This window comes from Leptospira levettii (assembly GCF_002812085.1).
Lineage (GTDB): Bacteria > Spirochaetota > Leptospiria > Leptospirales > Leptospiraceae > Leptospira_A > Leptospira_A levettii.
On sequence record NZ_NPDM01000001.1, the window covers coordinates 1188402 to 1213889 of the forward strand.

20 protein-coding genes are annotated in these 25488 nt (G+C 37.7%); 15 read left to right on the plus strand and 5 right to left on the minus strand.

Going from position 1 to position 25488, the window contains the following annotated elements; all coding sequences use genetic code 11:
- Positions 1-40 precede the first annotated feature (40 nt).
- The 3 genes from CH354_RS05555 to CH354_RS05565 all read left to right on the plus strand — a co-directional run bounded on the left by CH354_RS05555 (position 41) and on the right by CH354_RS05565 (position 2294).
- Entirely contained in the window at positions 41-841 is an 801-nt protein-coding gene (locus CH354_RS05555) for an SDR family NAD(P)-dependent oxidoreductase (RefSeq protein WP_100725664.1), read from the plus strand.
- A 4-nt stretch (positions 842-845) separates the two neighbouring features.
- Complete coding sequence (locus CH354_RS05560) at positions 846-1850, plus strand: NADP-dependent oxidoreductase (protein ID WP_100725958.1); 1005 nt, start codon at positions 846-848, stop codon at positions 1848-1850.
- Positions 1851-1955: 105 nt separating this feature from the next.
- Entirely contained in the window at positions 1956-2294 is a 339-nt protein-coding gene (locus CH354_RS05565) for a Zn-ribbon domain-containing OB-fold protein (RefSeq protein WP_100725665.1), read from the plus strand.
- 128 nt (positions 2295-2422) lie between these two features.
- On the opposite strand, the gene CH354_RS05570 is transcribed toward CH354_RS05565, so the two are convergent.
- From CH354_RS05570 to CH354_RS05595, 5 genes are all read right to left on the minus strand, one after another.
- Positions 2423-3850 (minus strand): TolC family protein, encoded by a 1428-nt coding sequence (locus CH354_RS05570; RefSeq protein WP_100720303.1) that lies wholly within the window; start codon positions 3848-3850, stop codon positions 2423-2425.
- Between the two features lies 1 nt (position 3851).
- Positions 3852-7052, minus strand: a complete 3201-nt coding sequence (locus tag CH354_RS05575) for an efflux RND transporter permease subunit (RefSeq protein WP_100725666.1) — start codon at positions 7050-7052, stop codon at positions 3852-3854.
- Positions 7053-7062: 10 nt separating this feature from the next.
- A complete protein-coding gene (locus tag CH354_RS05580; protein WP_243395976.1) occupies positions 7063-8052 on the minus strand; it encodes an efflux RND transporter periplasmic adaptor subunit in 990 nt (329 codons plus the stop codon).
- An 835-nt stretch (positions 8053-8887) separates the two neighbouring features.
- Complete coding sequence (locus CH354_RS05590) at positions 8888-10516, minus strand: glycoside hydrolase family 13 protein (protein ID WP_100766314.1); 1629 nt, start codon at positions 10514-10516, stop codon at positions 8888-8890.
- 1 nt (position 10517) lies between these two features.
- Positions 10518-13070 (minus strand): [protein-PII] uridylyltransferase family protein, encoded by a 2553-nt coding sequence (locus CH354_RS05595; protein ID WP_100720290.1) that lies wholly within the window; start codon positions 13068-13070, stop codon positions 10518-10520.
- Positions 13071-13100: 30 nt separating this feature from the next.
- Between CH354_RS05595 and CH354_RS05600 the strand changes: the two genes are divergently transcribed.
- The 12 genes from CH354_RS05600 (at position 13101) to CH354_RS05655 (ending at position 25487) form a co-directional block, all read left to right on the plus strand.
- Positions 13101-13571, plus strand: a complete 471-nt coding sequence (locus tag CH354_RS05600) for a hypothetical protein (protein ID WP_100725670.1) — start codon at positions 13101-13103, stop codon at positions 13569-13571.
- A 37-nt stretch (positions 13572-13608) separates the two neighbouring features.
- Entirely contained in the window at positions 13609-14808 is a 1200-nt protein-coding gene (locus CH354_RS05605) for a glycoside hydrolase family 172 protein (RefSeq protein WP_243395977.1), read from the plus strand.
- The gene (locus CH354_RS05610; protein ID WP_100721398.1) at positions 14801-15718 is read left to right on the plus strand and encodes a sensor domain-containing diguanylate cyclase; all 918 of its coding nucleotides are present in this window, start codon (positions 14801-14803) and stop codon (positions 15716-15718) included. The genes CH354_RS05605 and CH354_RS05610 overlap by 8 nt, the downstream gene beginning before the upstream one ends.
- A 145-nt stretch (positions 15719-15863) precedes the next feature.
- Positions 15864-16895 carry a heat-inducible transcriptional repressor HrcA gene (gene hrcA / locus CH354_RS05615; protein ID WP_100721394.1) on the plus strand — a complete coding sequence of 344 codons (1032 nt, stop codon included), beginning with the start codon at positions 15864-15866 and terminating at the stop codon, positions 16893-16895.
- Between the two features lie 11 nt (positions 16896-16906).
- A complete protein-coding gene (gene grpE / locus CH354_RS05620) occupies positions 16907-17479 on the plus strand; it encodes a nucleotide exchange factor GrpE (RefSeq protein ID WP_100721392.1) in 573 nt (190 codons plus the stop codon).
- 23 nt (positions 17480-17502) lie between these two features.
- Positions 17503-19437, plus strand: a complete 1935-nt coding sequence (gene dnaK / locus CH354_RS05625) for a molecular chaperone DnaK (protein WP_100725671.1) — start codon at positions 17503-17505, stop codon at positions 19435-19437.
- 22 nt (positions 19438-19459) lie between these two features.
- Complete coding sequence (gene dnaJ, locus CH354_RS05630; protein WP_100720068.1) at positions 19460-20584, plus strand: molecular chaperone DnaJ; 1125 nt, start codon at positions 19460-19462, stop codon at positions 20582-20584.
- Positions 20585-20608: 24 nt separating this feature from the next.
- Entirely contained in the window at positions 20609-21571 is a 963-nt protein-coding gene (locus tag CH354_RS05635; RefSeq protein WP_100720067.1) for a Gfo/Idh/MocA family protein, read from the plus strand.
- Entirely contained in the window at positions 21571-22137 is a 567-nt protein-coding gene (locus CH354_RS05640; RefSeq protein ID WP_100720066.1) for a YqgE/AlgH family protein, read from the plus strand. Before CH354_RS05635 ends, CH354_RS05640 begins: the two co-directional genes overlap by 1 nt.
- Before the next feature lie 20 nt (positions 22138-22157).
- Complete coding sequence (locus CH354_RS05645; RefSeq protein WP_100725672.1) at positions 22158-22907, plus strand: SDR family NAD(P)-dependent oxidoreductase; 750 nt, start codon at positions 22158-22160, stop codon at positions 22905-22907.
- 177 nt (positions 22908-23084) lie between these two features.
- A complete protein-coding gene (locus CH354_RS05650; RefSeq protein WP_100725960.1) occupies positions 23085-24509 on the plus strand; it encodes a circularly permuted type 2 ATP-grasp protein in 1425 nt (474 codons plus the stop codon).
- Between the two features lie 9 nt (positions 24510-24518).
- Positions 24519-25487: an alpha-E domain-containing protein gene (locus tag CH354_RS05655; RefSeq protein ID WP_100725673.1), complete on the plus strand. Its 969-nt coding sequence runs from the start codon at positions 24519-24521 to the stop codon at positions 25485-25487.
- Position 25488: the final 1 nt, after the last annotated feature.

A 25488-nucleotide genomic window follows, 5' to 3' on the forward strand; every position in this document is an offset into this window, starting at 1 on the left:
AATTGCAAGTATAATTTAGAAAAAAGAGTCAAATCATAGTATGAAACAAACAATATTAATTACAGGTGCATCTTCGGGATTTGGATTGATTCTTGCAACCAAACTCCACGAATCTGGTTACAATGTAATCGGCACAAGTCGCAACCCAAATCACAGCAAGGTGCCATTTAAAATGTTGCCTTTAGATATTGCTGACGATAGTTCAATCAAGGCTTTTCGCAATGAATTGTTCAAATACATTTCACAAATTGATGTTTTGATTAATAATGCTGGATTTTACCTTTCTGGCCTTGTCGAAGAAACTTCAATTGAAGAAGGAAAAAAACAATTTGAAACAAATTTTTGGGGAACAGTTAAACTTACAAAAGAGTTATTACCAGATTTTCGAAAACAGAGGTTTGGAAAAATAATTACTGTTGGTTCCATCATGGGACTCCTAAACTTTCCAAGTGCTGCTTATTATGGTGCTTCCAAACATGCACTGGAAGGATTTTTTAAATCCTTACGATTTGAATTAAATGAATTTAATATAAAAGTTACAATGGTTGAACCAATGGGCTTTAAAACCAATATCATCAATAATGCGGTGAAGGCAGGAATCAAAATTGATGATTACAACCAGTATCGTAGTAAACTAGAAAAGTTCGCCGAAGATTTGTTTGGAAATGCTCCTGAACCAACTCCAGTCATTGATACATTGGTAAAACTAATCGAAACAAAGAATCCAAAATTTAGTCATCCAGTTGGGAAAGGCGCTTCCGTCATTTTGGCGATCCAACACTTTGCATATCAATTGTTTGAAAAGTCCATCATCAAAAACATCAATCGGTTCCAGGTATAAAACAATGAAAGCATTCCAAGTGATACGTTATGGTAAAAAAGAAAAATTGGTTTTATCGGAAATACAAGAACCAATCCCAAAAGACAATGAAGTATTAGTGCAAGTACATGCATCAGCCATTAATTTACTCGATTCATTGATCAAAAACGGAGATTTTAAATTATTCCTTCCTTACAAAACTCCATTTACGAATGGACATGATTTGGCAGGTATTATCACAAAAGTGGGAGCAAATGTAACTCAATTTAAGGTTGGTGATGAAGTGTATGCAAGACCTTCCGATTTTCATACAGGGACATTTGCACAATCAATTGTTGTAAACCAAAATGATTTAGCAATGAAGCCGAAGAATATTACTATGGAAGAAGCCGCTTCAATCCCACTTGTTGGACTTACATCGTGGCAAGCATTAGTAGAAATATCAAATTTAAAAAAAGGACAAAAGGTATTTATACAAGCTGGATCTGGGGGTGTTGGTACTTTTGCAATCCAATTGGCAAAACATTTAGGTGCCTTTGTTGCGACAACGACAAGTGAAACAAATGTGGAAATGGTAAAGGGTTTAGGTGCTGATTTGGTTATTGATTATAAGAAAGAAGATTTTTCGACTCTATTGAAAGATTATGATGTAGTCTTACATAGCAATCGAGAGAATACAATTCTTAAGAAATCTTTATCTATCCTAAAACATGGTGGAGTTTTGGTTTCATTAACTGGCCCTCCAACAGCAGATTTTGCCAAAAAAATTGGGATGGGATGGCACTTCCAAATTCTCATGAAATTACTAAGTTTCTCTGTGAATCAATTGGCAAAAAAACTGAAAGTTCATTTTGAATTTTTGTTCATGAAAGCAGATGGCAAACAACTGAGTGAAATTACAAAATTGATAGAAGCTGGAAAAATTAAGCCAATGATTGATCGTGTGTATACTTTTGAAGAAACCAACGAGGCAATGTTATATGTAGAAGCAGGACGCAGTAAGGGGAAAGTAGTCGTAAAAATGATATAGATTGATTTTCCTTTAATGTATTTTAAAGGAAAAAATCTACTTAGACTTTCCAAACCTTCCAATAAACAGATTGCTTTTAATATTCACAAATACGAGTAATGACCTATGACCCCCACAGAATCCTTAACAGGTATTGTTTGCAAACAGTGCCAATTCAAAGTAGCAGAAGTTTTAGAAGGTTGCCCTTCCTGTGGCAGTGAATCTGTTGAGACAGTTGAATTGAAACAGAGTGGAACTATCGTTTCCTATACAATTGTTTATATCGGGTTTGGTCATATGGCAAAAAGAGCTCCTTATGTTTTAGCGATTGTGCAAACAGAGGAGAATGTTAAACTAACTACGGTTATAGAAGATGTAACTGATTTTTCTACCGTTAAAATTGGTGATAAAGTTCGCTTTAAGGCGATGGATGAGAAAATAGGACCTGTCTTTCAATATGAATGACTTTCATCGAATGCACAACAAATAGATCCGATTTACAATTGATGAAGAGAGAGAATCTGTTTAGTGTTGGCTCCCTGGTTTTGAAGTTACCAACACTAAAGAAAGTGAATTAATTTCGAATTTTTAAATTAAAAACTTCCATTTTTCCTTTCAGCATCCATTTCTTTTTGTCCTCGCCATCCACCACCAAGTGCTTTATACAATCCGACATTCGCTTCTAATAGATTGTATTTTAATTCAAGTGCTTCCACTTGGGCTTCTAAAAAATCTCTTTGGCTAAACAAAACATCGATATAATCGATTCTACCTGCTTTAAATAATATGTTCGAAATTTCAACAGACTCTCTTAAATTTTGAACCTGTTTATTTTTTGCATCATACTTCTGAGTTAAATTTTTGATTTTTACAATTTGGTTTGTAACTTCCGTAAATGCTTTTAGCAGGGAAACTTCATAATTGTAAATAGCTTGGATTTGTAAGTTGTTTGCTGTTGCATAATTTGCTTCGATCGCTTTTCGATTGATGAGAGGTGCGATGATACCACCACCTAAACCATAGGCTAACGAAACAGGTGTCCCTTTAAAATGTTTGGAATTAAAAGCTTCATATCCAATATTTCCATCAATCTTTAGTGAAGGATAAAATCTTGCTCTAGCTACTTCGATGTCTAATTTTCGTGATTCTAAAACCAAACTTGCCTGTTTGATATCGGGCCTGTTTTCTAATAGATCAACAGGAACTGATTTTTGTATCTCAGGAAGTGTGATATCCAAAAAGTCATCAGACTTTCTTGTAATTCTTTCTGGGAAACGTCCTAAAAGAAAATTAAGTCTGTTTTCTGTAATGGCTATCCTTTGGACAATATCGTATTTTCGAGCGAGGTTTTTTGACACTTCAGCTTCAAACCGTTTTACAGCCAACGAAGTTGTTCTACCAGCTTCCCTTTGTAATACGACCATCTCTTTCACTTTAGAGAGAACTTCTATATAGTTTTCAATTAATGTTAATTGATTATCAAGGGATTTTAATTCGAAATATGTATCTGAAATTTCAGCAACTAAATTGGTAACAACGTACCGCTTACCTTCAATACTTGCGAGGTAAAGTAGGTAAGCGGATTTCGTTGCATTCCTTAATTTTTTCCAAATGTCAATTTCCCAACTCATTACGAGCCCACCATGGGCAAATAATGTCGGTGAATTGGCATTAGGTGTGCTAAATCTCTCTTTCTGTTCGGAACCACCATCTGCTTGGAGAGATAATTTTGGTAAATATTCCCCTTGTCTCGAAAACACTTCGTTATTCGCGATACTAATTTCTTGTTCTAGTACAGCGAGTTCCTGGTTGTTTTCGATCGCAGTGTCGATTAATGATATCAATTGTGGTTCGTTAAAAAATTGGTTCCAAATTTCGGTTTGTAACTTCTGAGCTTTCTCAGAAGATTCCCAATTTTCAAATTGTTCCGGAAGTTTTAAATCTTCCTTATCTCTTTCATAAAGAGCAGGAATACAGGAAACATTCCATAAAACTAAGAATATGATTAAGATTCGTTTCATCTTATTTTTTTCCTTTCCTGGATTTTTTACGTTCCAATTCAGAAGTTTCATACATTTTGTCTGACTCTGAAAGTGGCATGTTGTCTTCATGATAAATTAGATTTTTACCTTTTGCGATATTTGCAAAGATAATGTAGAGTCCAGGCACTACAATGACACCAAAGACAGTTCCAAATAACATACCACCTAATGCACAGGCACCAATCGTGTGATTGGCAATCGCACCAGGACCAGTTGCTACAACAAGTGGAATCAAACCAGCTACGAAGGCAAAGGAAGTCATGAGGATAGGTCTAAACCTTGCTTTTGCTCCTTCTAATGCTGCATCAAACACACTAAGTCCTGATTCTTGTCTTTGCCTTGCAAACTCTACAATCAATACAGCGTTTTTACCTAATAATCCAATTAACATGATCATACCGATCTGGGCGTAAATGTCATTGGCTAGACCTAACAATCGTAATAGGAAGAAGGATCCAAAGATTCCTGGTGGGAGTGAAAAAATGACCGAAAAAGGAATGATGAAACTTTCATACTGTGCAGATAACACAAGGTATACGAACACAATCACAACTATGAAAATGAAAATGGCTTCATTCCCGCGAGATGCCTCATCGTATGAAAGTCCTTCCCAACCTACTTCAAATCCTTTTGGAAGATTTTTGGATACTTCTCTAATGGCATCAATCGCATCTCCAGTAGTGTAACCTTTGCTTGGTAAGACGTTGATAACAGATGATGTATAGGCATTGTATCTTGTGATCTCATTTGCACCTTGTTTCTGTTCAAGGGACAAGAAGGAAGAATATGGAACCATTTCTCCTTTGTCATTTGGAGTAAATAAGCCTAGGATATCTGTTGGTAATCTTCGGTATTCAGGTGCAGATTGAACGTATACTTTGAAGAACTGATTGAATCGGATGAATCCTTGTTCATACGTACTACCAACGAGGATGTCCAAGTTGTCCATTGCATCACCAATGTTGACTCCTTTTTGCATCGCAAGTTTTCGATCCAGTTTCACTTCCAATTGTGGAAATTTTGCCGAGTAAAAAGAGAAGAGACCTGTTAGTTCTTCACGTTTTTTTAACTCTTCCATAAACTCTACGTGAACTTTATCGAAGGCAGTATAATCTCCACTATTGGTTTTATCCAATAATCGAAACATAACCCCACCTGCTGCACCAAATCCGGGAACTGCTGGTGGTTCAAAGAATTCAATAATGGCACCAAAATTCTTTGTTTTGTGCTCGAGCTCTTCCATTACATCATGAACTGAGTTTTTTCTTTCAGACCAATCTTTTAAGCTGATTAGACATGTTCCGGCGTTGGATCCTTCACCTTCTGTTAGGATTTCATATCCTGCAAGTGATGCGACCGAATCAACACCTTCAATCTTTAGAGCTATCTCTTGGAGTTTTCTTGCGACATCATTTGTTTTTTCAATGGTTGAACCCGGTGGAGTTTGGATCACAGCGTAAATCATACCTTGGTCTTCTCCAGGAACAAATCCAGCAGGAACCAACTGTGATAAGAAAACAAAACCAACTGCAAAGAAGAGTAATAAGGAAACAATAAATACTTTTGATCCTGAAAACCTGTGCATTAAGTTCACATATTTTTCAGTCATGATCTCAAAGTAAAAATTGAATTTTTCTAAGAAAAGATCGATTGGGTTATGAGTTTTTTTGTTATGATTGTGTGGTTTTAAAATCATCGCCGTTAGGACTGGCGTTAATGTTAAAGCGACAATTCCAGAAAGCACAATGGAAGTGGCCATTGTGATCGCAAATTGACGATAAAAAACTCCAACAGGACCTGGTAAAAAAGTAACCGGCACAAATACTGCTGTCATGAGTAATGTAATCGCAATTACAGCTCCGCTGATTTCACCTAATACTGCTTTTACGGACAAGTACACACTCAAATGATCTTCGGCCATTTTCGCATGGACTGCTTCCACGACTACAATGGCGTCATCCACCACAATTCCGATCGCAAGAACCATTGCAAATAAAGTGATTAGGTTGATGGTAAGTCCCAATGCCATCATAAAGGAAAAGGCACCAATGAGGGATACTGGAACTGCAATGATAGGAATTAACGTTGAACGCCAATCACCCAAAAAGATAAAGACAACGATCGCCACTAAAACAAAGGCTTCTACTAATGTGTGGATTACTTTTTCGATGGCTGCATCGATAAAGTTCGATACATCATAACTTAATTTATAATCCATTTCTGGTGGAAAAGTTTGTTTTAGTTCTTCTAGTTTTGCTTTGATATCTTCAATAACAACTTTGGCATTACTACCTTCCGTTTGTTTGAACATAATCGCAGCTGCAGGATGTCCGTCTACATCGGAGTAAATATTATAAAACTCACTATCAAGTTCAACCTTGGAAATATCTTTGAGGTAAAGTAATTCACCTCCATTTTTAGCACGTATGATGATATTTTCATATTGCTGAGGTTCGTTAAACCAACCTTCATAGGTAAGAGTGTATTCTAATGATTGGGCTTGTTTTCCAGAACTTTGACCAAGTCGCCCAGGTCTTGCAATGATACTTTGGTCTTCAATTGCTTTCATCACTTCAGCAGTGGTTACATTATAAGCACGCATTCTATCTGGATTTAACCAAACGCGCATCGCATATTGTCTTGTTCCTAGGATCTTTGCTTGTCCGATACCATGAATCCTTTTTAATTCAGGTAATAAAAACACTGTCGCATAGTTGTATAAAAACTTCTCACTCGCATTCGGATCTTTACTGTATAAGTTTACATACAATAACATACTTGGTTGGACAGGTTGTACAAATATACCTTCCAAACGAACGAGTTCTGGAACACGATACATCATTTGGTCTACCCTAGTTTTAACTTGTACTAAGGCATCATTTGGATTTGTTCCTGGATCGAATAATACTTGTATGATTGCATCTCCAGAACTTGTGGAAGAAGAAATCATATATCTCATCCCAGCAACCCCGTTGATAGCTTGTTCCAATGTGGTAATCGTAGATTGGACTAAAACTTGAGCACTGGCACCAGGAAAAGATAGAGTAATCGTTACCCGAGGAGGAGCAATTTCAGGGAATTGTGATACTGGAATGTTCTTTATCGAAATTAATCCGACAAACACAACTAATACGGATATAACTATGGCGAGAACTGGTCTCTGGAGAAATTTTGTAAACATACAATCTCTCCTAGTGAGCCTGTAACTCGAAACTTTTCATGACGTTCTCACGAGTTTCGATGTTAAATTTTACAATATCACCATCATGAACTTTACCAAGTCCTTCCAAAAGGATGATGTCGCTATCAGTGATACCAGATTCTACGACAAACAAGTGAGGAATTTCGTTTGAGACTTTGATCTCAGTCGATTTTAACTTACCTTTACTTGATATTGTGTATACATAACGTTTATCTAATACTTCAAAAGTAGCCTTTTGTGGAATGAGTAAGGCTTCTTTTAAATTTTCTTTGATTACAACGTTTCCAGTTTCTCCATGACGTAATAATCTTTCTGGATTCGGAAAAGTTGCTCTAAAAGGAATGGTTCCCGTTTCACTATCGAATTCTCCTTCGATTGTGTCAGCGTTTCCATCATGGTTGAAGTATTCACCATTTGCCATTAAAAATTTAACTTTTAATGGTTTGTCTCCTGATCTGCGGGCATTGGAAAAATTTAGGTAATCTTTTTCTGATACATTGAAATAAACCCAAAGTTTTGAAATATCAGAGATTGTAGTTAATAATGTTCCTTCTTCCACTAAACTTCCAAGTCGCACTTGGAAACGATCTGTGATACCAGTGAATGGGGCAGTTACAGTTGCCAAATTTAAGTGAACTTGCGCCAATTCCATAGCTGCTTTATTTTTTTTCAGCCTGGCTTTGATGAGAGATAATTCTGTTTGGGAAACAACATTTTCTTTGAACAACTTCTCAGTATTCTCAAATTCGATTTGTGTTGATTCGTATTCTGCTTTTGCTTTTTCGTATTGAGCAGTAACTAACATTGGCATTACTTGGAAAAGTTTCTGACCTTTTTTTACGATTTTACCTTCATCCATATAGATGTGGGTTAAATATCCTTTTTCGAATGCTCTAATTTCTATACGTTGGATTGCCTTCACTTGTGCTACATAGTTTTTATCAATGATTACATCTTGTTTCCATGGATACGTGGCCATGAGTGCGTTTTTGTCTTCATGGTTCTTTGAATGACAATTCATTTGAAGAAAAGATGTTAATAGAAATACTGTAACCAGTATCTTTGAAGTGAAAGAGTGCTTAAGCCCTTTGAGAAGTTTCATTGTGTCCCCACTTTGTCTAACGTTTGTTAGGCAAAATTTTAATAATCATCGAACGCAATTTGCATTGCGATCTTCCGAGAAAAAAATCTATGTTAAGTGAGGATGGGAGGTGCGCGGTCTTTGAAACTATATTTAACTAGAAATGAGTTTGGAAAAGAGAATAGGACAGGTTTTAGTTCAGTATCAAATATAAGAGAAATCTTCAGAAAAAATGCGAAGGATTGATTTAATTCGTTTTCCCGGTGGGAATTAATCTCAGCCTCTTCCTCATTGTTTTCACTTACTTCCTTGATGACATAAGAAAAATCGTATAAGCTACTATGTTTGTAAGTTTGGTGTTTTTGGTAGGTGTCGCGATGGGATACATAGCCCTCAGTATTAGTACTGATGAATACAAAAGAGAGAAGCAGAATTGCCAATCGACTTATCAATGTATTTACCATCATCAAGCGCATCTAATGTCAGCGAATTCCCGAATCGATAATTGTCAACAGTTTAAGCGAACAGTTCTAAGTCTCAATTCAAAACAAAAACTTTGCACCCTTTACGCTCAAGTCCATTGAAGTTTCGATGTAGCGAAAATCCTTTCCTCTTATCATTAGACATCGAATGAGAAAAAAAGTAGGAAAGAGTGTAGTAGAAAGCGGGGTCTTTTTCCAGTTCCTGTTATATGATGAATCCAATTGAGGCATAAAGAGTGTTTGGGAGTATTTTATTTTGCAAAAATAACTGCCTCATTTGGGAGCAAAATTAAATCGCCCGTATCCAATTCCTTTTCTAATTCAAAAGATGCGTTTCGATTTTTAGAGCTGAATAAAATTTGATTCAGATTCCATTTTCTCGGGTAGGAGACTCGAACTGGTTTGGATGAAAAGTTTAAAAAAATATATGTCTCCTCTTTTCCATCTCTCCTTCTATAGTATAGCGCTTGTTTGTCGTCACTTAAAAGGATTTTTAATTTTCCTTTACGAAGTGATTTTCGATCCTTTCGTATTTGAATTAGTTTTTTGTAAGTGAAAAAGAGAGAATTGGGATCTTGCTTTTGAGATTCAACATTAAGCGTATTTGAATCTTCATAAAGAGGAAGCCAAGGTTTGCCCGTTGTAAATCCTGTTGTATCAGATCCATCCCATGGCATAGGAATTCTTTCTGGATCACGTCCAGGATGGAAAGGCCAATACCGTTTCCCAACGGGATCTTGGATTTTATTGAATGGGACTTTTTGGCGTTTCATACCAATTTCCTCTCCATAATATAGAAAAGGAGTTCCGCGTAACGTTAACATCATACAGGCGGCAAGTTTGGCTCGATCCAATGTTTCATCACCCTTTTCGTAACGAGTGATATGTCTTGGAAAATCATGATTGGATAAAGTATAGTTTGGCCAATTATCTTCCCCTAAAGCTGATTCAAAGTCCTTTACAATTTGGTAAAATCGTTCCGCCTTCCATGGCGAAAATAAAAACATAAAATTGAAGGCAAGGTGAAGTTCGTCGTTACGACCACAATAAGTTGCAGGAAGTAAAACATTACCAGGGAAATCTTGCATAATTTCGCCAACAAACATACGTTTTTCGGAATAAGAATCTAAAAGTTTTCGCATCCTTCTTAAAATTCCATGCATTTCAGGTCGGTCACGATCGTATGTATGCACTTGTTTATCATAAGGCCTTGGTCCCTTCATAAAATAGGAAGCATTGTTTCGAAAAAATTCATCCTTAACATATAAATTGACAACATCTAATCTGAATCCATCCACTCCCATATCGAGCCAGTATTTCATCATCCGAAAGATTGCATCTTCTACATCCGGATTACGCCAATTGAGATCAGGTTGTTCTTTTAAAAAAGAGTGAAAATAATATTCGCCAGTACGTTTGTCATATTCCCAACCAGATCCGCCAAACGCACCCAACCAATTGTTAGGTGGTCCATTGTGGTTAGCTTGTTTCCAAATGTACCAATCTCGTTTTGGGCTGTTGACAGAGGATCTGGATTCAATAAACCAAGGGTGGAGATGGGAAGTATGATTGACTACCAAATCCATGATAATACGAATCCCTCGTTTGTGTGCTTCCTTTAGCAGGCGTTTGAAGGTCTGTGTATCTCCAAAAACAGGATCTATTTCTTCATAGTCCGAAATATCATATCCAAAATCAAACATGGGAGAAGGATACACGGGGGATAACCAGATAGCATCAATACCAAGTGAGTCTTTGGAGCCTGCCAAATAATCCAATCGTTGGATAATCCCTTCTAGGTCTCCGATCCCATCCCCATTAGAATCTTGGAAACTACGTGGATAAATTTGATAGATAACTGCTTCTTTCCACCATGCCATATTAAAAACTAATCTCCATGATACCTTGGTTTTCTTTGACTCTTGCTACAGAGAGAATTTTTTCCTTAATCGAAAGGAGTAGACCAGTATCTTCTATTTTTTTACCATTTTTAGTTTGGATGTGAAAGGAGTCATATGCAAAATCAGCACTTGTTGAGATTCTAACAAAGATTACTTCCAATTCAAAATCGATTAAAGTTTTGAGAATACGATAGACCAATCCTATTGAATCAGGGACTCTCACTTCTAATACAGAATAAGTATCTGATAAATCATTTGCAAACTTAACAAGTTCTTCGACCATTCCTTCTGGAATTTGTGGTAAAGTTTTCCAAATATTGGTAGTGGAAGCCAAATCTTCAATATTCACCTTCCCCTCAATACAATCAGCAAGAGTGGATTCAATTTCGTTTATTTGTGGTTCGGCGATCTCTCCACTACCGAATTCATCAGTGATTTGCGCCTGTAAGATTAAATGTTCATTTTCGCTTCGGAATAACCTGAGTCCCACTAAATTTAATCCAAGACTGGAAATAATTCCCGATAGATACAGTAACATCCGTTTGTCTGCATTTGCAAATAGAGATAAGGTAACAAACGCAGGTTCTTTTTCAGAGATTAATCGGAATGTGGAACCTGATTGAATCCATTCATGTAAAAATACAAAGTGTTGGTATACCCTGCGTGGAGTATTATAATTCAAATAAGATGTGGGACGAATTTGCATCCCAAATGAAACGATTTGTTCCGCTTGTTCTGCTGTAAGTCCCTCTTTTTCAATTAAATAGGTTTCGAGTGTACTCTCAATACGTTCTTGGATATCAGGACGATTGGTTTTGTTTTGTAAGTAAGTTAATGTGGATGTAAATAAAAAATGCAAAATTTCTTTTTTCCAATTGGTAAGCACTGCTTGGCCAACTGATTTTGTATCAATGATAGTCATTACATATAACAATCGCAAAGTGTTTTCATTAGAAAATTGTTTTGCAAAGGAAGAAATTAGATTTGGGTCATAAATATCTCGTTTGGAAGAGAGTTCTGACATGACGATATGTTCTGCGACTAAAAATCGTAAGAGTTCTGTATCTTCTTCTGAAAATCGAAACCGTTCCGCGATGATGAGAGCAAGTTCGGCACCGTATTGGCAGTGGTCACCTTCCTTTACTTTCCCTGCATCGTGAATCAGGATTGCTAGAGCTAAAATTTCAATTTTTTCGCAAGAATTAAATACATCTTGGACTTGAGGGTCTTCCCATAAATCAGCGATCAAAACATCTAACTCACGTAATATAAGTAAAGTATGTTCATCGACAGTGTATTGATGGTGGTAACTAAACAGTGGAAAGTTTGTACAAGCTCCAAATTCAGGAATGAGTTTGCCAAGTACATTACATTCATGCATGAGAGTGAGTGTATGCCCGATTCGTTTTTTGTGGCGTAACATCTCCATAAAACAATCCAAGACCGATTTTTGATTTTTAAAATCATCATCTAGAAAATGAGATGCAAATCGAATTTCATTTAAATCGATCCGAGATGGTTCTTCTTCGTTTTTTTGTGATTCTCTGAAAAATTGAATGATGTCATCATATAAAGTATCTGGATTGGAAAGTTCTTTGTGGATCCGTTTTTTATTCAGATTGGTTTTTTCATCCAGATACGTTCCAATATAAAAATAAACATCCTTTTGTGCTTTATAAAATTGGCTCATAAAACGTTCTAAGGTTTTAATTTCGTTCTTAGGACCAAATCCTAAAAACTCAGCAACTTCAGCTTGTAAGCCTAAATCTAGTCTGTCATTTTTTCGGCCACTGATGATATGGAGAGCTGATCTTGTTAAAAGTAAAAAATCATAAGCTGAAAGTAGAGTTAAACTATCACCAATTAAATAAAAATCAAAAATCCCACCATCAGCACTATCTGCGAGTGGATTTGTTTTTTCGATCCAATACATTTGTTGGATATCACGAAGTCCTAATGGATCGTTTTTAATATTGGGTTCTGAAAGTAAAATTGGATTATAAGAATTGATAATTCTTTCTCTTAGATAAGATAGTTTCCATTCATTGTATTCTTTGATGGTTTTTTCAGGAATTTTTCCAAGGAATTCGGTTTTAAATTTTTGGAATAAAACTTCTGATCCTACTAGAAACCTCGCATCTAGAACTGCGTGGTAGGTTTCGATTTGGTTTAAGTATAAAAATGATTCTTTGATTGTACGGCAACTATGACCCACTTCCTTATCATTGTTATATAAGAACGTATTGATTTTGGAAATGATTTCACTTAAGATTTTGTCTGAAAGTTTTCCATCATGAAGGTATAATAAATCAATATCCGAAAAAGGTGCAAGTTCCCTTCTTCCATAACCTCCTACGGCAATGAGACAAAGGTGGTCTTTTATGGGGATTCCGTTTGATACTTCCAAAAAAACTTGTCGTATGGAATCGTCGATCAGGTTACTCAACTGACGGGTAAACAACCTTCCAGAAGAGACTGTTTTGGCTTTTGGAAAGGTCCGTTGCAGTTTTGCCTTGAGTTCTGATTTCATCATGTAAAGATTACCTTATTGGACAACTTTAACATGAATCCGAAGATTAAAATCACAATTCAGTTTATTTTCAGCCATCTTTTGGCTTATCTCCTCGTTTCTATCCCTTACTTTCAATTGGTGATGAAAGAGTATTATGAAGGTGATTCGGCTGTGTTTCCTCTTTTTTTGGTAACATCGAGTGATGGTGCTGCTTGGTCGAGAGCAATGACTTGGTTATTTCCATCCTTACTCCTCCAAGCACTACTGATTGTGAGTTTTTTACATCTGATTTGGGACTGGTTTCAGAAACAACCTTTCAACAAACAAATGTTTGTTTTGGTATGGATGAGAACTATTTTAGGAGGACTCGCAGCAATTTCTCCTTCCGTCGGTAGTTTGGAAGGGATGGTATTTATGATTTCTGAAGTGACCATTACGATCCATATTTATGTTTTATTTGAAATTTTTTTACAATCACTTGTCCAAGCGGGGATATTCCTTTGGCTTGTGAAACGGTTTTAATCCTACACGGGAAATAGATTTTTTAAGTTAGGTCATTATGGTTACGAATCAATCTTCATTTGGAATCCGTTTTTGGTTAATCTTGTTTGTACTTGGATTTAATTTCGCCAATCCTTTGTTCAGTGATGGTTGGGAGTCTTCGATTTGGAAGGAAAAAACCTACCAAAACAAGAGGATCTCAAGTGTCGATCCAACAAATGGAAATGATGATTTTATCAAAATTCCGAAAAAGTCAACGATCACAATTGCTGAAATCAAAGGCCGAGGGGTGATCAAACACATTTGGATGACGTTGGCAAGTAAAGACCCAATGGCACGGAAAAATGTTGTGATTCGAATGTTTTGGGATAATCATTCTTTTCCATCCGTAGAAGTTCCGTTAGGTGAATTTTTTGGACAGGGTTGGGGAGAAGAATACATACTCAACTCGTTACCACTTGTCGCAGCACCCAAAAAAGGAAAGTCAATGAACTCATATTTTCCAATGCCATTTGAATCAAACGCCAAAATTCAAATTGAAAATGAATCGGATGAGGACATTAGTAATTTTTACTTTTACATTGATTATGAAGAATGGAAATCACCTCTCGAATCTCCATTACGATTCCATGCACAATGGAATAGAAGTATCACCAAACCAAACACTACGAACCAAAGGGAAAATGAATGGGGAATACTTGGGGAAACTGAGAAAACAAAATTTGTAAAAGAAAACTACTTCTCTGTACTCGAAACTGAAGGAAAAGGCCAATTCATTGGACTTAATTTATATGTGGATTCTCCTACTCCTCTGTGGTATGGCGAAGGAGATGATCTAATCTTTATAGATGGCAACCAAACAACTGCTACACTAAAAGGAACGGGAACTGAAGATGTATTTAATACAGCATGGTCACCGAAAGAAGTGTTTATGCATCCTTATTTTGGATACCCTAGGGTTTCTGACTCGATTGGATGGTTGGGCAGAACCCATTTGTATCGATTTTGGGTAGAATCCCCCATTCGGTTTGAAAAAAATTTCCTATTCTTACTAGAACATGGTCATGCAAATTCCTTGACCTTAGATTTGATCTCTGTTGCTTATTGGTATCAGAGTCTGAATCCAAAACCAATGAAGGTTTTGCCGAAAAAAGAATTTAGGGTGAATCAACCTGAGATCAATTTTCGTCACATCCATAAATGGCGGGATTCATTCCGAAGTGAAAAAGGAAATGGGGAAATTTGGGGAAATGAATGAATTTAATACAGAGACACTGGCGAAGGAAATTGTTTCCCAATCCATCGATGCAATTGTCGTTTTAGACACAAATCAAAAGATATTATTTAGTAACATAGCGTTACAGTCGTTAACTGGTTATTCAGAAGACGAATTGTTTGGAAAATCATTTTCTTTTTTATTCCCACCGAATGAAAAAGGAGAACAAACTTCAATTGAAGCTTTTGTTAGTTCCAACGAAGCACATTATATTGCAGGATTTTTAAAAGAATTAGAACTCATCACAAAACCAAAAGGCACGATTCCCGTGGAAATTCGTGCTTTTACCATCCACCAAGAGAACAAAGAGTACTATGCTGCGATCATCCGAGATGTGAGAGAACGTAGGCGTTTAGAAGAACAAAAAAATGTACTCATCAATAGTTTGAAACGTTTGGCCTATATGGACGAACTAACGATGTTGCCAAACCGTCGTTCCTTCGCTGATACCCTCCAAAAAACCATTGCGACAGTCAAACGCCGTAATCGGGAATCGGTGCTTGCGGTGATGGACATTGACCATTTTAAAGTGATCAATGACACTTACGGACACGACATTGGGGATCTTGTTCTCAAAAAAATGGCCAATATCTTTGTGGATTGCCTGAGGGAAGAGGACACAGTGGGTAGGCTCGGTGGAGAGGAATTTGGGTGTATCTTGCCAGACACGACCACAGAAGGGGCAACCATTGTCCTTGACCGACTCCGTGAATCGGTCGAAACTCACCGCTTTTTTATCTTTGATAACTACTATCTGAACATCACCCTAAGCATTGGGTACACCAAGGTGCACCCCATCCAAAAACCAGAAGAAGTTCTGAAGTTTGCTGACATTGCCCTCTACCAGGCAAAAAATCACGGCCGAAACCGGATCCAAGTCTACCCAGTTTGAAAAATTTTAGCAGTTTCCCAGAAAGTCTGCTAAAATTCCCAACTGAGATGGACATCTTGCTTGACGAAAAAAACGGAAATTCGTAAACTTTAAGCATAGATTAGCACTCTAATCATCAGAGTGCTAAAGGAAGTGCTTGGAGGCTATGGACCTTTCCCCTAGACATCGTTCCATTTTGAAAGCATTGGTTGAGGAGTTTGTTTCAGACAACAAACCTGTCGGCTCCAAAACCCTTTCTGAAAAATACGATATCGGACTATCGCCTGCGACCATTCGGTCCTGCTTGGCAGAACTGGAGGATATGGGTTACATCGTAGCTCGTCATACTTCTGGTGGTCGTGTGCCAACAGAACGTGGGTATCGGTTGTATGTGGATAGCCTTGTGACTCTATTTGAGCTCACGATGCGTGAAAAACAAAGGATCCAAGAAGAGTATCTTCGGATGCAATTTCGTTTGGACCAGGTTCTCATTGCAACCTCCAAGGTTTTAGCTTCTCTTTCGCAATCAGCAAGTGTGGTGTTAGGTCCAGAAGGATCACTCGACACTTTAAAACATATAGAACTCATCCATGTAAATGGTGGAGAAGTTCTGATGATCCTTGTGATGCGGTCAGGGACAGTGCTCAATCGAAATATATTTTTCGATTTTCACATCTCACAAGAGAGCCTGTACCAAATTTCAAGGTATTTGAATGATAACGTCAAAGGTTTTGATGTTCATGAAATTCAAAGTAATCTGATCCCTCAGATGATGATGAAAAAGGAAGGTCCAGAAGGATTCACTCAATTTGCACCTTCCATTGCACGAGCTATGGGATCTGATAGTATGTCTGTTGATAACTTGTATATCGATGGATTAAAAAATTTATACGAAAACTTTAAGGATGAAGAGGAACAATTAGAAAACATCCTGCATCTTTTTGATGAAAAACAGTTCCTCAAAGAATTTTTTAGCGAGTATGTCCCGATGGATGGTGTTTATACCATCATTGGAAAAGACGGTAATGAAAAGTTAGGTGGTGTTACCATCATCACAACGAATTACCGTATGGGTGAAAAGAGGATCGGTTCCATGGGAATCATTGGTCCTCAGAGGATGAATTACAACAAGGCATTACCTTTGATTGAATTCACTTCAAAGTTAGTTTCAGAAATGATAACGAAATTGAGTAGGTAGTAGGAGGCGAAATGGCAGAAGAAACGAACCAATCCCTAGAAGATCAAAATGTGCAAGTCGATGAAGGGCAGACCATTTCAGATGAGGCCATTGAACAAGCAGTAGAGGGTGCTGAAAAAGAACTCGATAATGCAAAAAAAGAAATCGAATCTTTAAAGGACTCTTGGCTGAGAGAACGTGCGGAGTTTCAAAACTACAAACGTAGAACAGCTAACGATTTGTTAAATGCTAGGAAAGAATCCATCAAGAAGTTTGCGGAAGGACTGACAAGTGCTTTGGATAATTTGGAGCGAGTATCCAATGTTCCAAACCAAACACCTGAAGTAGTCGCTTTTGTTGAAGGCATCAAGATGGTACAAAAGGAATTTTATTCCGTATTGGAAAGAGAAGGTATCAAACGATTGGATCCGAAAGGAATGCCGTTTGACCCTATGCTCATGGAAGCAATTGCTTCCGAGGAAAGTGCAGAGTTCACAGAAGAGACTGTTGTAGAAACTTATCAAGCTGGTTATTACCATGAAGAAGGTGAGAACAAACAATCCATTCGTCCTGCACGTGTGAAAGTGGGAAAACCACAAAGTTAATATAAGTAAGAAGGAGAAAGACTATGTCTAAGGAAAAAATCATAGGTATCGATTTAGGAACCACTAACTCATGTGTAGCGGTAATGGAAGGTGGAGATCCCGTTGTCATTCAAAACTCTGAAGGGGCAAGAACCACTCCTTCGATTGTTGCTTTTACAGCAAAGGGTGAAACCATTGTTGGACAATTTGCAAAAAACCAAGCGATCACAAACGCGGTGAATACAATTCGTTCTGCGAAACGTTTTATCGGCCGTCGTTTTAACGAAGCTGGTGATGAAGCAAAGATGGTATCATACAAAGTGATCCGTGCTGGAAATGATGGTGTGAAATTTGAAACCGTTTCAGGTGAATTCACTCCACAAGAAATTGCAGCTCGTGTTCTTCAAAAAATGAAGAAAACAGCAGAAGACTTTCTTGGTCATGAAGTAAAAAAAGCAGTCGTTACAGTTCCTGCTTACTTCAATGACGAACAAAGACAAGCAACAAAAGACGCTGGTCGTATTGCTGGTCTAGAAGTAGAACGGATCATTAACGAACCTACTGCTGCGGCTCTTGCTTATGGTTTTGATAAGAAAAAAACCAATGCAAAGATCGCTGTATACGACTTAGGTGGTGGAACATTTGATGTTTCTATCCTTGAGCTTGGTGACGGTGTATTTGAAGTAAAATCAACTAACGGTGATACTCATCTTGGTGGAGACGACTTTGATAACGTGGTCATGCAGTGGATGATCGACGAATTCAAAAAACAAACGGGAATTGATATTTCTGGAGATAAAAACACAGTACAACGATTGAAAGAAGCTGCTGAAAAAGCTAAAATCGAGTTGTCTGGAACATCTTCTACTCAAATCAACCTTCCATTCATCACTGCGGATGCTTCTGGTCCAAAACACTTGGATATGACTCTCACCAAAGCAAAGTTTGATGAAATCACAAGATCTCTTGTCGAAAGAACACGTATTCCATGTATCAATGCATTAAAAGATGCGGGTTTGTCTGCAAGTGAAATCGATGAAGTCATCCTCGTGGGTGGATCCACTCGTATCCCAGCGGTACAAGCACTTGTGAAAGAAATTTTCGCTAAAGAACCAAACAAATCAGTAAACCCTGATGAAGTAGTAGCAATTGGTGCTGCGATCCAAGGTGGTGTTCTTGCAGGTGATGTAACCGATGTATTGTTACTCGATGTCACTCCACTATCACTCGGAATTGAAACTCTTGGTGGTGTGATGACAAAACTCATCGAAAGAAACACAACCATTCCTACAAGAAAATCGCAAGTGTTCTCGACTGCAGCAGACAACCAAACAACTGTTTCCGTTCATGTATTACAAGGAGAACGAGAAATGGCAAGTGCCAATAGAACACTTGGTCGTTTTGACTTAGTTGGTATTCCGTCGGCTCCACGTGGAGTTCCGCAAATCGAAGTAACATTCGATATCGACGCAAACGGTATCGTTCACGTGTCTGCAAAAGATTTGGGAACTGGTAAAGAACAAAAGATTCGTATTGAATCTTCTTCCGGACTCTCTGAAGAAGAAATCAAAAAGATGGTAAAAGATGCAGAAGCTCACGCAGAAGAAGATAAAAAACTTCGCGAAGCCGCTGATACGAAAAACGAATTGGAAGCAATTGTTTACCAATTGGAAAAAACCATCGGTGAATCCGCTGACAAACTCGACGAATCAGAAAAACAAAGAGCTCAGGACGAAATCAAACGTGGCCGTGAAGCAATGGAATCTGGTGACCTCGAACGTATGAAAGCTTCTAGAGATTCCATCCAACAAGTTGCGATGCAAATTGGACAAAAAATCTATAGCCAAGCAGGTCCTGAACAAGGAGCTCCTGGTGCAGAAGCTGGTGCGGGTGCAAACCAAGGTGCTAGTGGTTCCAATGCAAGTGGCGAGAAGGTAGTCGATGCTGATTACACTGTCGTTGATGAAGATAAAAAATAAATAGAGATAAAGAAGTAAAACAATGAGCGACCGTGGTTACTACGAAGTATTAGGCGTTTCGAAAGGTGCCTCTGATGATGAGATCAAGAGCGCCTATCGTAAGTTAGCCATCAAATACCACCCTGACAAAAATAAGGGTGATAAAGAAGCGGAAGAAAAATTCAAAGAGGCAACTGAAGCCTACGAAGTGTTACGCGATCCGCAAAAACGCCAAGCTTATGACCAATTTGGGAAAGCTGGTGTGAATGCTGGTGGAGGAGGAGGGTATGGAGCTGGTGCTTATACTGACTTCTCTGATATCTTTGGAGATTTTGGTGATATCTTTAGTGAATTTTTCGGAGGCGGAGGTGGTGGTAGCCGCGGTGGTGGAAGAAGGTCTGGTCCGCAAAGGGGATCAGATCTCCGTTATAATTTAGAAGTTAGCTTAGAAGATGCTGCTCTTGGTAAAGAATATAAAATTGAAATTCCAAGACTCGAAACCTGTGTGGATTGCTCAGGTTCCGGCGCATCCAAAGGATCTTCGCCAACCGTTTGCCCTGATTGTTCGGGAACGGGACAAGTGAGAAGGACCCAAGGATTTTTCAGTGTTACAACTACTTGCCCACGTTGTAAAGGAAAGGGAAAAGTCATTTCCAATCCTTGTAAAACTTGTAAAGGTGAGGGTCTAACAGAGAAAAGACGAACCATTCATATTAAAATCCCTGCTGGAGTGGAATCGGGAAGCCGACTCAAAGTTTCTGGTGAAGGGGAATCCGGTCCAAACGGTGGTCCAAGTGGTGACTTATACGTCGTCACTCATATCAAAAAACACCCAACATTTGAACGCCAAGGAAATGATCTCATCGTACAAAAATCCATTTCTTTATCCATGGCTTGCCTTGGTGGAGAGATCGAAGTGCCTTCGATTGATGGAAAAACCATCCAATTGAAAATCCCGGAAGGGACAGAAAGTGGACAAATTTTCCGCTTAAAAGGACATGGAATCCCATACCTCGGTTCTTACGGGAAAGGAGACCAACATGTCATCATTAAAGTCGAAATTCCTAAGAAACTTTCTAAAAAACAGAGAGAACTAATGGAAGAATTTGCCCGTGAGTCTGGCGAAAAGGTCGGCAGCGGGGGAAAATCTAAGTTGTTTTTCCGCTGATCCTTTAAAATATTGAGAGCATCTATGGATAAAAAAGTCCGACTCGGAGTCATTGGTACAGGTCATATGGGCCAGTACCACGTAAACGTGGCCAAACAATTATCTGATGCAGAACTCATCGGGATATTTGATGCCAATGCAGAACGTGCCACTCAAATTGCTGAGAAACACAAAACAAAAGCATTTGGAACGATTGAAGATTTGTTGAAAGAAGCTGATGCAATTATCATTGCAGCACCAACATTTTTACATCACAAAATCGCCAAACAGGCGCTTACTGAAAAAAAACATGTTTTAGTGGAAAAACCAATTTCCCAAACTGTGGAAGAAGCAAAAGAACTCGTAAACTTAGCAAAACAAAACAATTTGATTTTGCAAGTTGGCCACGTGGAACGATTTAATGGGGCAGTACTTGAGTTAGGTAAAATTGCCGAACACCCTATTCTCATTGAATCTCGAAGGATTGCACCTTACAACAGTCGTATTACTGATGTTGGTGTGGTTCTTGATATGATGATCCACGATATTGACATTGTTCTCAACTTAGTGAAATCAGAAGTAACAGAAGTGAAAGCTGTTGGATCTTCTGTTGTTTCGAATCACGAGGATATTGCAAGTGTGGTTTTAAAATTTGCGAATGGTTGTGTTGCTTCCCTCAATGCTTCTCGCTCTTCTCAGGCAAAAATTAGAACTCTAAACATTTCCCAAAAAGATTCGTATGTATTTTTAGATTTTACAAACCAAGAAATTGAACTACACAGACAAGCAAGTTCAACAACTCAACTGGGAAGTGGAGAAATCAAATACAGACAAGAATCCATTGTGGAAAAAATCTTTGTTCACAAAGATAACCCACTCAAACAAGAACATGAACACTTTGTAAAATGTATTAAAGGAGAATCTGAACCGATGGTGAAAGGTGACTCCGATATTAAAACATTAGAAGTGGCTTATCGTATCTTAGAAGAAATTCACGGCAAAAAATAATGACAGATCATCCTGATTCAACGCGCGGAAAGTTACTCATTTCCAATTCCAGTGTGATTCAGGATTTTTTTCATAAATCCGTTGTCCTTATGGTAGACCATGATGACGACGGAGCCTTTGGTCTGGTTTTAAACAAACCCACGGATCAAACCATGGAATCACTCATCAAAAACTTACCAGATACTGTTCATTCCAACAAACCAGTGTATGCTGGTGGACCAGTAGACAATCTGTTTGTATCCATTTTGCATAATGGAAAACAAACGGCTGATCCTGGTGTCGAAGTGGTTCCAGGGATTTATATGGCTCGAAGTTTTGATACAATGTTAGAAGTATTATCTTCTGACCAAATCCAATTTCGTGTATTACAAGGTTATGCTGGTTGGTCTTCTGGACAATTGGAAAGTGAATTTGATAGATTGTCTTGGGTTGTTTCTGATTTGGTAGATGATTCCATCGTATTTAAAGAAGATGATTCAGAATCGATTTGGCGGGAAGCTCTTCGTAGTAAAGGTGGAATCTACAAATACTTTGTAGACCATACCAAAGATCCCTCCCTCAATTAAAGTATCATCACTCGATCATCATGAAACTTTCTTCTAAAAAAATTGTATTAACCAATGGATCTTCTGAACTAGGAAAAGAACTTTTATCAGTATTACTTTCCCAAGGTGCCTTGGTAGTTGTTGGGGATGTCACTCCAGAAGAAATTCCAAATCATGCAAACTTACAAAAATACAAAATTGATCCGTCCAAACCAGATCAGATTGAGAGATTAATTGAATCTGCAATCGAAACATTAGATAAAATAGATGTGTTTATCATCAATTCTGAACTATTAACATTTGCCGAAGATGATAAGGAAAATTGGAACCAACTGAAACATTTATTCCAAACAAATTCTCTCGGACCCATATTTGCAATTCAAAAGTTGACAAACCTTATCTCAGTTGGACTTCATATCATTTCTGTTAGTTCCAACATCTCCATTTTCCCCACTCCTGGGTATGGATTGTACGGATCTTCCAAACTTGCGTTTGATTATTTTTGGGATTCTTACCGCAAACAAATTGGCAAATCATTCCAATTCTCCCGTGTGTTGGCAGATGTGCCATCCAACTCAAAACCTTTCCAACTGGCAAAAAAAGTGGTTCAGTCGATTTTGAGGCCAAAACGATCTCGTTATGAAACTTGGAAACTTTGGTTACACGTACATTTTCTTCGAATTTTACCTTTTTCACAATTTTTTCGCAGTCTCTATTATGGATTTCGTTTAAAAGAAGAGAAAAAAAAGAAAAATTCACCCTCTCACTCTGCACTTTCTACAGAAGTTTAATCATTCTGTATAGATTTTATACACTGCTTTCAACCTTTATCTTTCGTTGCTTATTATTTAAGCGTAAATCCAGCTGAAATTCTTTTTCTTATGTCGGATAGGCCAGAAACTCCTGGTTTCCCGACATTTTTTCCATTTGGTACAAATATTGCTACTTATGTTAGCAGAGGCCAACCCATGTTTATCGCAGACTATAGCGCAAAAAATATCTATGATGAGATGTTTTCCAATGAAGGATTTCCACGTAAAAGTTATGATTTTGTGAAAACAAAAATGGAAAGTTTAGGTGGGATTGAATTACTCAAACGAAGTAGTTCCGCCGAACGTGCATTAATGTCACTTGGGATCACCTTTACTTTGTATGGTGATGGCGGAGAACAAGAAAGGATTATGCCTTTTGACGTCATTCCTCGAATTGTGCCAAGTGAGGAATGGATCAATATTGAAAAAGGATTAAAACAAAGAATCCTTGCTCTCAATTTATTTCTAAATGATATTTATGGCGAACAAAAGATCCTTAAGGATAAAATCATTCCTCGGGACATCATAGAGTCTAGTACAGGTTTTCTAAAACAATGTATAGGATTAAAACCACCAAAAGACATTTGGATTCATATAACAGGAACTGACCTCGTTCGTGATGGAGCAGGTGCGTTTCATGTTTTGGAAGATAATTTACGATGCCCGTCTGGTGTTTCTTATGTATTGGAAAATCGTGAAGTGATGAAACGAACCTTTCCTGAACTTTTTGAAAAATTAAACATTCGCCAAGTTTATGATTATCCATATCACTTACGTTCCATGTTAGAAAATCTAACAGATGTCAGTGATCCAGTGATTGCTGTATGGACACCGGGTGTTTATAACTCAGCCTATTATGAACATAGTTTTTTAGCTCAAAAGATGGGAGTGTATTTAGTTGAAGGTTCGGATCTTGTTGTAGAAAACCATAAGGTATACATGAAAACAACAAAAGGTCTTCGTAAAGTAGATGTAGTCTATCGAAGAATCGATGATACGTTTATGGATCCATCTAGTTTCCGTGAGGATTCCTTACTTGGAGTTAAAGGGATTTTCGAAGCATATAAACGTGGAAATGTGGCCCTGGCAAATGCACCAGGAACTGGCGTAGCCGATGATAAGGTAATTTATTCGTATGTGCCAAAGATCATCAAATATTACTTAGGTGAAGATTCCATCATTCCAAATGTTCCAACATATCTCTGTTCAGAAGATTCGGATCTAAAATATGTTTTAGATAATATCCATAACTTGGTTGTCAAAGCTGCCAATGGTGCCGGTGGATATGGTATGATCATTGGACCCAAGTCTTCTAAACAGGAACAAGAGGATTTTAAGGAACTGATCAAAGCAGATCCGAGAAACTATATTGCCCAACCAGTGTTAAATCTTTCAACAGTTCCCACATTAATTTCAGATAAAATAGAATCGAGACATGTTGATTTGAGACCGTTCATTTTGTACGGTAAAGATATTTACGTTATGCCTGGTGGATTGACACGAGTAGCATTACGAAAAGGTTCTCTAGTTGTGAATTCATCCCAGGGAGGCGGTTCAAAAGACACCTGGGTTTTAGGATAAGGTGTTTTTATGTTAAGCCGAGTTGCCGAATCAGTTTTTTGGATGAATCGGTACATTGAAAGAGCGGAGAACTATTCCCGCTTTATCGATGTCAATCATCAATTGTCTTTGGATTTAAATGAAGAAGTTCCTAACCAATGGTTACCATTGGTGCATACCACAGGTGATTATGAATTATTTGCTAAAAAATATTCAGAACCATCTCCTGTGAATGTCATTCGGTTTATGACCTTTGATGAAGAGAATCCTAATTCTATTTTTCAATGTTTATCCAAAGCACGGGAAAATGCCCGTACGATTCGTGAAAATATTTCTACTTCCATGTGGGAAGTGTTAAATGAATTTTACCTCTATGTAAAAGACTATCGTAAACTCTATTTAGAAACGAATGGAGAACATAGAGATACATTGTCTATGGGGCTTTCGGATTTTTTGAGTACAGTTCGAAAAAGTTGCCAAAGTTTTTATGGATGTTCTGATGCTACGATCTCTCATGATGAAGTTTGGAATTTTTCTTTATTAGGAAGATTTTTAGAACGTGCAGATAAAACCACACGTATCTTGGATATGAAGTATTTTATCCTTCTTCCATCAGTCCATGATGTAGGATCTACATTAGATTTATTACAATGGTTATCACTTCTAAAATCTGCAAGTGCACATGAGATGTACAACCGTAGGTATAAAAAAATCGATCCTACGGATATCGCAGAGTTTTTAATCTTAAACGATACTTTCCCTAGATCGATAATCTTTTGTATCCAAGAGATGCAAGAAGCATTGGAAAAAATTTCAGGATTAAAGGAAGGTTTACCTCGAAATTCTGCTCAAGATGCAACAACAGTCTATTTAAATAAGTTACGATCTGAAAATATCAAATCTATTTTTGACAAAGGTTTACACGAATATCTGGATGATATTCAAATTGAACTCAATCAAATCGGATCGAAAATTGTGGAACGATTTTTTACCAACTAAT